We start from the raw sequence: 12,484 nt of genomic DNA on the forward strand, positions 1-12,484 counted from the left end.
ACGCCGTGTCGGCGCCGTCAGTTCCCTATTTCACGATAAGAATGCCCCGGCCGGGCCAACGGTCCCGACCGGGGCAGTCCCAAGGTCCGCGCGGGGCGTGACGCCCCGTCCGCCCGGGCATGTCGCCCGGTTCGGATCAGGCGTGCGCCGGGAAAAAGATCTTGATCTCGCGCTCGGCGGACTCCGGGGAGTCGGAGGCGTGGATCAGGTTCTCGCGGGTGATGGTCGCGTAGTCGCCGCGGATGGTGCCGGCCCCGGCCTCCAGCGGGTTGGTGGCGCCGGCCAGCATGCGGATGCCCTTCACGACCTCCTCGCCCTCGACGATCATCGCGATCGACGGGCCGGAGGTCATGAACTCCAGCAGCGGCTCGTAGAACGGGCGGCCCACGTGCTCCGCGTAGTGCTGCTCCAGCGTCGCCCGGTCGAAGGTGCGCAGTTCCATGGCGGCGAGCTGCCAGCCGGCCTTGCGCTCGATGCGGCTGATGATCTCGCCGGCCAGGCCGCGGCGGACGGCGTCGGGCTTGAGCAGGACGAGAGTGCGCTGGGACACGGTGCGTCTCCTGGGGATTTGGTACGGCATGCGGTATGCGGCAGAGATTACCTTGCGTGAACGACCTGCCGGTTCCGCTGGTCCGCCCCCGCGATCGCGGGGCCGACGCCTCGCCGATCGGCGAGGCGCGGTCGGCGATCGGGCCCGTCCCGGCGATCGCCGGGCCGACGCGTCAGGCAGCCTGTGCCTCGGCGGCCGCGCGGGCGGCCTTGAACTGGTCCACCTTGCGGCCGTAGTGCACCGAGCACCACCACAGGCCGGCGAAGACGACGCCGAGGCCGAACATGGTCGGCAGGATGAAGCCGCTGGCGATCAGGCCGGCCTGCAGCACCCAGCCGATCTGCACCGCGCCGGGGCGGTTGATCATGCCGCAGAGCGCGAGGCACAGCGCCATCGCGATGCCGCTGACGATCCACACGCTGGCGGTCGAGACGCTGGAGAGCCGCATCGCGACCAGCGCCGCGAACATGATCAGCAACGCCTCGCCGATCAGCGTCGAGGAGCAGAGCGTCCTCATGTCACTTCCTCCCGAGCAGCAGGCGGGCCTCGCCCACCGTGATGACCGAACCGGTGACCAGTACCCCGGCGCCGCCGAGGTCGCCCTCCTCCTCGGCCAGGGTGACGGCGGCGGCGATGGCGTCGTCGAGCCGGGGCTCGACCTGGACGCGGTCCTCGCCGAAGATCTCCACGGCCAGGGCCGCGAGGGCGTCCACGTCCATCGCGCGGTGGGTGGAGTTCCGGGTGATGACGACCTCGGCCAGGATCGGCTCGAAGGCCTCCAGCACGCCCGTCACGTCCTTGTCCCCGGAGGTGCCGATCACCCCGACCAGACGGGTGAAGCCGAAGGACTCGGAGATCGCGGCGACGGTGGCCTGAGCGCCGTGCGGGTTGTGCGCGGCGTCCAGGATGATCGTGGGGCTACGACGGACGACCTCCAGGCGGCCCGGCGAGGAGACGCCGGAGAAGGCCCGGCGGATCTTGTCCACGTCGAGCTGCCCGCCGCGGGCGCCGCCGACGCCGAAGAAGGCCTCCACCGCGGCCAGCGCGAGCGCCGCGTTGTGCGCCTGGTACTCGCCGTGCAGCGGGATGAAGACGTCCTCGTACTCTTCGCCGCCCAGCCCGCGCAGCGTCACCAGCTGGCCGCCGACGGCGAGTTCACGGCGGATCACGCCGAACTCCATACCCTCGCGGGCGACCGTGGCGTCCACCTCGACGGCCCGGCGCAGGATGGCCTGGGCGGCGTCCAGCTGCTGCTGGGCGACCACGGCGACGGCGCCGGACTTGATGATCCCGGACTTCTCGACCGCGATCTCGCCGGTGGTCTCGCCGAGCTTGTCGGTGTGGTCCAGCCCGATCGGGGTGATCACCGCGACGACGGAGTCGATCACGTTGGTGGCGTCCCAGGAGCCACCCATGCCGACCTCGACCACGGCGACGTCCACCGGGGCGTCGGCGAAGGCGGCGTAGGCCATGCCGGTCAGCACCTCGAAGAAGGACATCGGCACCGGCTGGGCCGCGTCGACCATCTGCACGTAGGGCTCGATGTCGCGGTAGACCTCGACGAAGCGCTCGGGGCTGATCGGGGCGCCGTCCAGGCTGATCCGCTCGGTGACGGTCTCCACGTGCGGGCTGGTGTAGCGGCCGGTGCGCAGCTCGAAGGTGTTGAGCAGCTGCTCGATCATCCGGGCGGTGGAGGTCTTGCCGTTGGTGCCGGTGATGTGGATGGAGGGGAAGGACCGCTGGGGCTCGCCCAGGATGTCCATCAGCGCCTCGATCCGGTCGAGCGAGGGCTCCAGCTTGTTCTCCGGCCAGCGCTTGGAAAGCTCCAGCTCGACGTCGCGCAGGGCGTCGCCGGTGCCGCCGTCGGCGGGGCGGAGGGTGTACGGGTTCGGGTCGGCCTTGTCGCTCACAACCACAGTCTACGGAGCAACGGCGGCCCGTCCTCACAGGGTGAGAGCGGGACCGGGGGTCGGGCCGGGGGTCGGGGCGATAACGACCATTTTGTACCAGCTTTACCCCATACCTCTAATTCACCCCCTTTGCCATTTCTTTAGCGATTTCGAACGGCAATGGAGCACCGATTCGCAACCCACAGGAGCCGACGGCCTTTAATCATGAGGAGTACCGCGCCATGCCCGACGCCCTGCACGACTGGATCGCGCTCCGCCGGGAAGAGATCGCCCGGGCCGCCGGACCGGCCTCCCTGGCACTCGGCGGCTACACGGCCTTCGCCTTCGGACGTTTCCTCGTGCACTGGGCCGGCTCCCGCCACGCCTTCGAACCCGGCACTCCCGGGCGACCGGCCCGGCTCGCCGCCACCCCGAGCCCGTACGGCGCGGCGACGGCCTCGCCTCGGCCCGGATCGCCGCGCCGACCGCACAGGGCCTCTTGGCAGCCGGATTGGTCTACTCCACCTTGCGAGGCAAGTCCCGTTTCTCAACGGGGACTTGAGCTTTCGACAGCTCCCGCACGCGCACCATCGACGCCCCGGAAGGCGCGACCCCACCAGGCGCCACCGGCCCTCCCCCGCTGGAACTGGAGTCATGCCACCTGCACGCCATGCCGTGACCACCCCCGCAGGCCCGGGCCGGTTCGGGATCAGACCCCGGCCCGGGCCTCCGGGACGTGCGCGGCGCCGCTGTGCCGACGGCGCAACTCGGCGGTGATCTCGGCCAGTTCGCCCTCGGGCAGCAGCGGCAGCATCATCGCGACGCCCTGCAGCAGGCCGCCGAGCAGGTAGGTGGTGTCGGCCGTCGCGGCGACCAGCCCGCGAACCTCGGCCACCTCGCCGGCCGCGACCGCCTCGATCAGCTGGGCGGCGTTCGCGGTCTCCTCGTCCACCTGGACCGCGGCGGTGTCCTCCGGGGCCCGCCGGGCCATCGACCGCAGCACCCGGTCGCCGACCTCGGGGGCGTACGCCTTGCGGACGGCCTCGGCGGCGATCCAGGTGAGCAGTGTGGTCACCTCCCGCTCGACGTTCTCCTCGAGCAGCAGGTCCAGCTCGTGGTCGAACGCGAGCTGGTTGCCGTGCCGGAAGGCGAGCAGCAGCGTCGCCGCCCTGGCCTTGGCCTCCTCGACCGCCGCGGCAGGCAGTTCCTCGGCCAACTCCTCGGTCACCACCACGCCATGCCCTCCCGTCCGTCGTTCAGCAGGAACGCTCAGCAGAAACGCCCTTCGGAAACTCCGTGCACACCGTACACATCCGACCTGAAAACTTCCGCGAACGCGCGCGGGCAAGACCGGAATCAATTCGCTCGGAATAGGACGTCACCCGGTCCAGGATGAATATTCGCCGGAAGGGAGCAATGTTCTGCTCTATTGGGCGTAGCTAAAACAGCGTCCGGAGCGGCGTCCGGAAAACGCCGAGGGCCGCACCCCGCGTGTCGCGGAGTGCGGCCCCTCAACGGGCGCGGGCGGCTCAGCCCTGCGGCAGCGCCGCGAGCTGGGCGGTGATCCGGGCGATGTCGGCCTCGGCGGCCTCCTGACGGCCCCGGATCTTGGCGACCACCTCGTCCGGCGCCTTGGCCAGGAAGGCCTCGTTGCCGAGCTTGGCGGTGGTCTGGGCCTTCTCCTTCTCGGCGGCCGCGAGGTCCTTGGCGAGGCGCTTGCGCTCCGCCGCGACGTCGATGGTGCCGGAGAGGTCCAGCGAGACGATCGCGCCGGCCACCGGCAGCGAGGCGGTGGCCGCGAAGCCCTCCTCGGGGGCGGTCAGCCGCAGCAGCGAGCGGATCGCGTCCTCGTGGGCGGCCAGCGCGGTGCCGTCCAGCTCCAGGGCGGCCGGGACGCGCTGGCCCGGCTTGAGGCCCTGGTCCGTGCGGAACCGGCGGACCTCGGTGACGACCTGCTGCAGCGTGGCGATCTCGGCCTCGGCCTCGGAGTCGCGGAAGCCGCTGTCCTTCGGCCAGTCGGCGATGACCACCGACTCGGCACCGGTGAGCGTGGTCCACAGCGTCTCGGTGACGAAGGGCACGATCGGGTGCAGCAGCCGCAGGGTGACGTCCAGGACCTCGCCGAGCACCCGGCGCGCGGCGTCGGCCTGCGGGCCGCCCTTGGCCAGGGTGGTCTTCGAGAGCTCGACGTACCAGTCGAAGACCTCGTCCCAGGCGAAGTGGTACAGCGCCTCGGAGAGCTTGGAGAACTGGTAGTCCTCGTACAGCCCGTCCACCTCGGCGACGGTGCTGCCCAGGCGCGACAGGATCCAGCGGTCGCTCGCGGTCAGCTCCTCCGGCGCGGGCAGCGGGCCCTCGACGGTGGCACCGTTCATCAGCGCGAAGCGGGTGGCGTTCCAGATCTTGTTGGCGAAGTTGCGGGCCGCCTGGACCCAGTCCTCGCCGATCGGCACGTCGACGCCCGGGTTGGCACCGCGCGCGAGCGTGAAGCGCAGCGCGTCGGAGCCGTACTTGTCCATCCAGTCCAGCGGGTTGACCACGTTGCCGAAGGACTTCGACATCTTCTTGCCGTTCTGGTCACGGACCATGCCGTGCAGCGCGATGGTGTGGAACGGCGGGGTGCCGTCCATCGCGTAGAGGCCGAACATCATCATCCGGGCGACCCAGAAGAACAGGATGTCGTAGCCGGTGACCAGCACGGAGTTCGGGTAGAACTTCGCGAGGCTGTCGGTCTGCTCCGGCCAGCCGAGCGTGGAGAACGGCCACAGGCCGGAGGAGAACCAGGTGTCCAGGACGTCGGTGTCCTGGCGCCAGCCCTCGCCGGTGGGCGGCTGCTCGTCGGGGCCGACGCAGACGATCTCGCCGTTCGGGCCGTACCAGACCGGGATGCGGTGCCCCCACCACAGCTGGCGCGAGATGCACCAGTCGTGCAGGTTGTCGACCCAGTCGAAGTACCGCTTCTCCATCTCCTGCGGGTGGATCTTGACCTTGCCGTCGCGGACCGCGTCACCGGCGGCCTTGGCGAGCGGGCCGACCTTGACCCACCACTGCATGGACAGCCGCGGCTCGATGGTGGTCTTGCAGCGCGAGCAGTGGCCCACCGAGTGGGCGTACGGACGCTTCTCGGCGACGATCCGGCCCTCGGCGCGCAGCGCGGCGACGATCGCCGAGCGGGCCTCCAGGCGGTCCAGGCCGAGGAAGGGGCCGTGCGCGGTGATGACGGCGTGCTCGTCCATCACGGCGATGTTCGGCAGGTTGTGCCGCTGGCCGATCTCGAAGTCGTTGGGGTCGTGCGCGGGCGTCACCTTGACGGCGCCGGTGCCGAACTCCGGGTCGACGTGGGCGTCGGCGACGATCGGGATGCGGCGGCCGGTCAGCGGCAGCTCGATCTCGGTACCGATCAGGTGCTTGTAGCGCTCGTCCTCCGGGTGGACGGCGACCGCGGTGTCACCGAGCATCGTCTCGGCGCGGGTGGTGGCCACGACGATGGAGTTCTCGCCCTCGCCGTAGCGGATCGAGACCAGCTCGCCGTCGTCGTCCTGGTATTCCACCTCGATGTCCGAGATGGCGGTCAGGCAGCGCGGGCACCAGTTGATGATGCGCTCGGCGCGGTAGATCAGCTCGTCGTCGAAGAGCTTCTTGAAGATGGTCTGGACGGCCTGGGAGAGGCCCTCGTCCATGGTGAAGCGCTCGCGGGACCAGTCCACGCCGTCGCCGAGGCGGCGCATCTGACCGGAGATCTGGCCGCCGGACTCCGCCTTCCACTTCCAGACGCGCTCGACGAAGGCCTCGCGGCCCAGGTCGTGGCGGGACTTGCCCTCCTTGGCGAGCTCGCGCTCGACCACGTTCTGGGTGGCGATGCCGGCGTGGTCCATACCCGGCTGCCACAGCGCCTCGTAGCCCTGCATCCGCTTGCGGCGGACCAGCGCGTCGATCAGCGTGTGCTCGAAGGCGTGGCCGAGGTGCAGACTGCCGGTGACGTTCGGCGGCGGGATGACGATGGTGAACGGGGGCTTGTCGCTCTTGGCGTCCGCGGTGAAGTACCCACGCTCTACCCAGCGCTCGTACAGCTCGCCCTCTACGTCCGCGGGGGTGTAGGTCGTCGGGAGGGTTGCCGCATCGTCCCCGGTGGTGCTCACGGGGCGCTGGTTCGTCGTGTCGGTCACGACGCACAGTTTACGTAACCCCGGGCGCTGGTTACGAACCGCTTTCGGTCCGTGGACTCGCCCCGCCCGACGCTCCCGTCACGGACACCGTGCGGTAGCGTGCCCGGACGCTCGTCCGGGTATCCGGACGTGCACGGAACTACCCAACACCACGATCGGCCGCGGGTGCGGCGGGGGAGCACGAGGACAGATGTACGGCCAGGGACAGCAGTATCCGCAGGGTCAGCCCTACGGCGGTCAGCCTTACGGCGCCCCGCCGCCGCAGCAGCCCTACGGCGCCCCGCCACCGCAGCAGCCCTACGGCGCCCCGCAGCCCCAGTACGGGTACCCGCCGCAGCAGCCCTACGGCGCCCCGCAGCAGCCGTACGGTGTGCCGCCGCAGGCACCGTACGGGCAGCCGGGCTACCCGACGCAGCCGCAGAAGGGCAAGGGCGGTCTGGTGATCGGCCTGGTGATCGGCGCCCTGGTGCTGGGCGGCGGCGGGTTCGCGGCCTGGAAGTTCCTCGGCGGCAGCGACGCGGGCGGCCAGTACAAGCTCACCGCCCCGCAGACGCTGCTGGACGGCTACGTCCAGAAGTCGGCGCAGGAGAAGGCCGCCGACACGAGTAACCCCCAGGCTGCGAAGTTCGGCAAGGACCTGAACGAGCTGGGCGCCAGTTACAGCAAGGGCTCCGACATCAAGAACATGGACTCGCTGTCGATCATCGGCATCTACGGGGACCTCAACGACCCGGACCAGCTCATCGCCGACTCGAAGAAGGACAGCGGCGGGCTGACCTGGACCACGCCGATGGCCGACTACCCCGCCAAGGACAGCCACGCCTCCGCGGGCAAGCTCAGCTGCGGCGTGGCCAGCGTCATCGCGGGCAAGCCCGGGCCGACGATCTGCGTGTGGGCGGACAAGTCCACCTTCGGCCGGGTCACCTTCACCCACCTCAGCCTGGGCAGCACCGGCAGTGACACCAACCAGGGCATCACCCCGGACCAGGCCGCGGAGAAGACCCGGGCGATCCGCGACGCCATGAAGGTCGCCAAGTAACGCGCACGTCATGCGAAGGGGCCCCGCACCGGATCCGGTGCGGGGCCCTCGCGTGACTGCCGTCGGGTCAGGCGCTCTTCTCGCGGCGCTCGCGCTTGATCATGTCGCGCGGGACGAGGGTGGGGATGGCGTGCTTGGAGACCACGTCCCCGGTGACCACCACGCGGGCGACGTCCTGGCGCGAGGGGACCTCGTACATCACGGACATCAGCACCTCCTCCATGATGGCCCGCAAGCCCCGCGCGCCGGTGCCGCGCAGGATCGCCTGGTCGGCGATCGCCTCCAGCGCGTCCCGGGAGAACTCCAGCTCCACGCCGTCCAGTTCGAAGAGCTTGCGGTACTGCTTGACCAGCGCGTTCTTCGGCTCGGTGAGGATCTGCAGCAGCGCCTCGCGGTCGAGGTTGTGCACGCTGGTGATCACCGGCAGACGGCCGATGAACTCGGGGATCATGCCGAACTTCACCAGGTCCTCGGGCATCACCTGGCGGAAGTGGTCGCTGGCGTCCGACTCGCGCTTGGAGCGGATGTTGGCGCCGAAGCCGATGCCCTTGGCACCCGCGCGGCCCTCGATGATCCGCTCCAGGCCCGCGAACGCGCCGCCGACGATGAACAGCACGTTGGTGGTGTCGATCTGGATGAACTCCTGGTGCGGGTGCTTGCGCCCGCCCTGCGGCGGCACCGAGGCGGTGGTGCCCTCCAGGATCTTCAGCAGCGCCTGCTGCACGCCCTCGCCGGAGACGTCGCGGGTGATCGACGGGTTCTCGCTCTTGCGGGCGACCTTGTCGATCTCGTCGATGTAGATGATCCCGGTCTCGGCCTTCTTGACGTCGTAGTCGGCCGCCTGGATCAGCTTGAGCAGGATGTTCTCGACGTCCTCGCCCACGTAGCCGGCCTCGGTCAGCGCGGTGGCGTCCGCGATCGCGAACGGCACGTTCAGCATCCGGGCCAGGGTCTGCGCCAGCAGCGTCTTGCCGGAGCCGGTGGGGCCCAGCAGCAGGATGTTGGACTTGGCCAGCTCGATGGCGTCCTCGCGGCCGTTGCCGCCGCTGCGGCCGGCCTCACCGGCCTGGACGCGCTTGTAGTGGTTGTAGACGGCGACCGACAGCGCCTTCTTGGCGAGGTCCTGGCCGACCACGTACTGGTCCAGGAACTCGTAGATCTCGCGCGGCTTCGGCAGCTCCTCGAAGCGGACCTCGGAGGTCTCGGCGAGTTCCTCCTCGATGATCTCGTTGCACAGGTCGATGCACTCGTCGCAGATGTACACGCCTGGGCCGGCGATCAGCTTCTTCACCTGCTTCTGCGACTTGCCGCAGAACGAGCACTTGAGCAGGTCGCCACCGTCTCCGATGCGTGCCACGAGGTGCTTCCCCTTCGCCAGGGGCCCCGCAGGGGTTCCGGGGCCTGGTGCTGTGGACCGTCCGCGCCGACGGCGCTCGGTCTCGCTATCCGACGGTACTCTGCCGGACCCGTGATTCCGTCCTCTTCGCCGGGTCTGCCCTACGCCCTGGGCGAATTGATACCGAACAGATGCCGTGACAGAGCCCGCCAACGGGCCGGGGCGGGGCGCGCCACCGGGTGCGCGCCCCGCCCCGACGGTGCCGGCCTCAGGAGGTCAGCGAGGTCTTGCGGGTGGAGATGATCTGGTCGACCAGGCCGTACTCGACGGCCTCCTCGGCGGTCAGGATCTTGTCGCGCTCGATGTCCTCGCGCACCTGCTCGACCGACTTGTTGGAGTGCTTGGAGAGCATCTCCTCCAGCTGCTCGCGCATCCGGAAGATCTCCTTGGCCTGGATCTCCAGGTCGGACACCTGACCGCGGCCGGTCTCGGTGTACGGCTGGTGGATCAGGATCCGGGCGTTCGGCAGCGCCATCCGCTTGCCGGGCGTACCGGCGGCGAGCAGCACGGCCGCGGCGGAGGCCGCCTGGCCCATGCAGACCGTGGTGATGTCCGGCTTCACGTACTGCATCGTGTCGTAGATGGCCGTCAGGGCCGTGAACGAGCCGCCGGGCGAGTTGATGTACATCTGGATCTCGCGGTCCGGGTCCATCGACTCCAGGCACAGCAGCTGCGCCATGATGTCGTTGGCCGAGACGTCGTCCACCTGCGAGCCGAGGAAGATGATGCGCTCCTCGAACAGCTTGGCGTACGGGTCGTACTCGCGGATGCCCTGCGTGGTGCGCTCGACGAAGCGCGGGACGATGTAGCGGCCCTCGGCGCGCATGTCCTCGACGCGGGCCTTGGCGGCCGACAGGCTGGGGATGTTCATGGGGGTTCTTGTCCTCCGGGGCGTTGTGGCTGTGGTCTCGCGGGCCGGGCCGAGGCTCAGGCAGCGCCCGTGCCGCCGCCGCCGGGGACGTCCGCGGCGCTGTGCATGATGTCGTCGATCAGGCCGTAGGCCTTGGCCTCCTCCGGCGTGAACCAGCGGTCGCGGTCGGAGTCCGCAGTGATCTGCTCGAAGGTCTGGCCGCTGTGGTGCGCGATCAGCTCGGACATCCGCTTCTTGGTGCGGAGCAGCTGCTCGGCCTGGATGCGGATGTCGGTGGCGGAGCCGCCGAGGCCCGCGGAGGGCTGGTGCATCAGGATGTTGGCGTTCGGCAGCGAGAAGCGCTTGCCGGGGGTGCCGGCGGTCAGCAGGAACTGGCCCATCGAGGCGGCCATGCCCATCGCGATGGTGACGACGTCGTTCTTGATGTACTGCATGGTGTCGTAGATCGCCATGCCCGCCGAGATCGAGCCACCCGGGGAGTTGATGTAGAGGAAGATGTCCTTGTCGGGGTCCGCGGCCAGCAGCAGCAGCTGGGCGGTGATCTTGTTGGCGATGTCGTCGTCGACCTGCTGGCCGAGGAAGATGATCCGCTCGCCCAGCAGCCGGTTGTAGACCTGGTCGCCAAGGCCGCCGAGCACGTCACCAGCGGCGGCGTGCGGCGCCATCGGGCCAGGCATCTGCATCTGCGGGAACGTCACTTAGCCACCTGCTCAGTCGATTTGGACGGTCGCTCCACGGCCGTCACGGTGTCGCACAGCTTCCGGGTATCACGTCGTGATTGTTGCTGTCCAAGGACCCTAACGCGCAGGCCGGGCCGCAGAATCCCTCACGCAGAACTGTTCGCTGTGAGCGCAGGGTCGCGCCGGCGCTCGGGCGGGACGACAGCGGGCCCGGACACCGTACGGCGTCCGGGCCCGCTGTGCTGCCTCAGGGGGCTACCGGGGCTCAGGCCTCGGTGTTCTCCTCGGCAGTAGCCTCGACGGCCTCGGCGGCGTCAGACTCGACGGTCTCGCCCGCCTCGTCCTCGTCGTCGAAGTTGATCTCGTTGCCCTCGGTGTCGACGACCTTGGCGGCCTCGACCACGGTGGCCAGCGCCTTGCCGCGGGCGACCTCGCCGACCAGCAGCGGAACCTGGCCGCCCTGGACGACCTGCTGGGCGAACTGGTCCGGGGTGAGGCCCGAGCCGGCGGCGCGGCGGATGAGGTGCTCGGTGAGCTCCTCCTGGTTAACACCCAGCTCCTCGTTGGCGACGATCTGGTCCAGGACGAACTGGGTCTTGATGCCCTTCTTCGCCTGCTCCTCGATCTCCGCGTCCCACTCCTCGCGGGTCTTGCCCTGGGTCTCCAGGTAGGTGTCGAGGTTCAGGCCCATCGGCTCGAGCTGGTGGTGCTCGACGTTGTGCTTGCGGGTCTCGATCTCGTCCTTGAGGAGCTTCTCGGGGTACTCGATCTCAACCAGCGCGAGCAGCGCGTCCAGCACCTTCTCCTGGGCCTGGGTGGCCTGGTCGTACTCCTTCATGCGCTCCAGGCGCTTGCGGGAGTCGGCGCGCAGCTCCTCCAGGGTGTCGAACTCGCTGGCCAGCTGGGCGAACTCGTCGTCCAGCTCCGGCAGCTCCTTCTCCTGGACGGCGGTGACGGTGACGGTGACCTCCGAGGTCTTGCCCGCCTGGGTGCCACCCTTGAGCTCGGTGTCGAAGGTCTTCTCCTCGCCGGCGGACAGGCCGGTCACGGCCTCGTCGATGCCGTCGATCAGGCGGCCCGAGCCGATCTCGTAGCTGACGCCGTTGGCGGTGCCGTCCTCCGGCACCTCGCCGTCGACCTTGGCGACGAGGTCCACGACCACGATGTCACCGGCGGCGGCGGCGCGCTCGACGTCCTTGACCGAGGAGAAGCGCTCGCGCAGCTGCTCCAGCGACTTCTCGATGTCCTCGTCGGAGACGACGATCGGGTCGACGGTCACCTCGATGGAGGAGAACTCCGGCAGGGTGATCTCCGGGCGGATGTCCACCTCGGCGGTGAACTTCAGGTCACCACCGTCGGCGATCTTCTCGACACCCTCGATGTTGGTGATGTCGGGCTGGCCGAGGACCTCGATCTTGCCCTCGTCGACGGCCTGCGTGTAGAAGCGCGGCAGGGCGTCGTTGACGGCCTCCTCCAGCACGGCGCCACGGCCGAAACGCTGGTCGATGACGCGAGCCGGGATCTTGCCCTTGCGGAAGCCCGGAACCGTGACCTGCTGGTTGATCTTCTTGTACGCCGCGTCGAGGCTGGGCTTGAGCTCCTCGAAGGGCACCTCGACGGTGAGTCGAACCCGGGTCGGGTTCAGAGTCTCGACGGCGCTCTTCACGGTTAGGTCTCCTAGGGGCTTGCGGTCAGGTTGCCTCCGCCCGATCCGTTCCGCCCGGCCGGAGCCGGTACGGGTGGTTCGGGCGAGACGGGCGATGGGCGGTTGGAGCTGCATCTCCCGTGGGGGGTGGACGGTGAGCTTGACTCCTCGCCCTCGTGCGGTTGACCTGGGTGGACGCCACAGGGACTACCGCCAGCACCCCATCCTACCGGTACCACGAAAGGCGG

The 12,484-nt window shown here is 69.4% G+C and carries 10 protein-coding genes; 1 reads left to right on the top strand and 9 read right to left on the bottom strand.

The window, feature by feature from the left end; genetic code table 11:
* Positions 1 to 136: 136 nt before the first annotated feature.
* From ndk to ABZW30_RS04510, 5 genes are all read right to left on the bottom strand, one after another.
* Entirely contained in the window at positions 137 to 550 is a 414-nt protein-coding gene (ndk, locus tag ABZW30_RS04490) for a nucleoside-diphosphate kinase (protein WP_355669542.1), read from the bottom strand.
* 172 nt (positions 551 to 722) lie between these two features.
* Positions 723 to 1,067 (bottom strand): DUF4233 domain-containing protein, encoded by a 345-nt coding sequence (locus ABZW30_RS04495; protein ID WP_355669543.1) that lies wholly within the window; start codon positions 1,065 to 1,067, stop codon positions 723 to 725.
* A gap of 1 nt (position 1,068) precedes the next feature.
* Positions 1,069 to 2,460 carry a folylpolyglutamate synthase/dihydrofolate synthase family protein gene (locus ABZW30_RS04500; protein WP_355669544.1) on the bottom strand — a complete coding sequence of 464 codons (1,392 nt, stop codon included), beginning with the start codon at positions 2,458 to 2,460 and terminating at the stop codon, positions 1,069 to 1,071.
* Positions 2,461 to 3,148: 688 nt separating this feature from the next.
* On the bottom strand, positions 3,149 to 3,673 hold the full coding sequence (locus ABZW30_RS04505) for a hypothetical protein (protein WP_355669545.1): 525 nt from the start codon (positions 3,671 to 3,673) through the stop codon (positions 3,149 to 3,151).
* 295 nt (positions 3,674 to 3,968) lie between these two features.
* Entirely contained in the window at positions 3,969 to 6,605 is a 2,637-nt protein-coding gene (locus tag ABZW30_RS04510) for a valine--tRNA ligase (protein WP_355669546.1), read from the bottom strand.
* A gap of 190 nt (positions 6,606 to 6,795) precedes the next feature.
* Here ABZW30_RS04510 and ABZW30_RS04515 point away from each other — a divergent pair, with 190 nt between their 5' ends.
* Positions 6,796 to 7,644, top strand: coding sequence for a hypothetical protein (locus tag ABZW30_RS04515; protein ID WP_355669547.1), 849 nt, complete (start codon positions 6,796 to 6,798; stop codon positions 7,642 to 7,644).
* A gap of 67 nt (positions 7,645 to 7,711) precedes the next feature.
* On the opposite strand, the gene clpX is transcribed toward ABZW30_RS04515, so the two are convergent.
* From clpX to tig, 4 genes are all read right to left on the bottom strand, one after another.
* Positions 7,712 to 9,001, bottom strand: a complete 1,290-nt coding sequence (clpX, locus tag ABZW30_RS04520; RefSeq protein ID WP_063347569.1) for an ATP-dependent Clp protease ATP-binding subunit ClpX — start codon at positions 8,999 to 9,001, stop codon at positions 7,712 to 7,714.
* A 247-nt stretch (positions 9,002 to 9,248) separates the two neighbouring features.
* Complete coding sequence (locus ABZW30_RS04525; protein ID WP_153460658.1) at positions 9,249 to 9,911, bottom strand: ATP-dependent Clp protease proteolytic subunit; 663 nt, start codon at positions 9,909 to 9,911, stop codon at positions 9,249 to 9,251.
* Positions 9,912 to 9,967: 56 nt separating this feature from the next.
* A complete protein-coding gene (locus ABZW30_RS04530; protein ID WP_355669594.1) occupies positions 9,968 to 10,576 on the bottom strand; it encodes an ATP-dependent Clp protease proteolytic subunit in 609 nt (202 codons plus the stop codon).
* Positions 10,577 to 10,856: 280 nt separating this feature from the next.
* On the bottom strand, positions 10,857 to 12,257 hold the full coding sequence (gene tig, locus ABZW30_RS04535) for a trigger factor (RefSeq protein WP_355669548.1): 1,401 nt from the start codon (positions 12,255 to 12,257) through the stop codon (positions 10,857 to 10,859).
* Positions 12,258 to 12,484: the final 227 nt, after the last annotated feature.

This window comes from Kitasatospora sp. NPDC004669 (assembly GCF_040609455.1).
In the GTDB taxonomy this organism is placed as follows: Bacteria; Actinomycetota; Actinomycetes; order Streptomycetales; family Streptomycetaceae; genus Kitasatospora.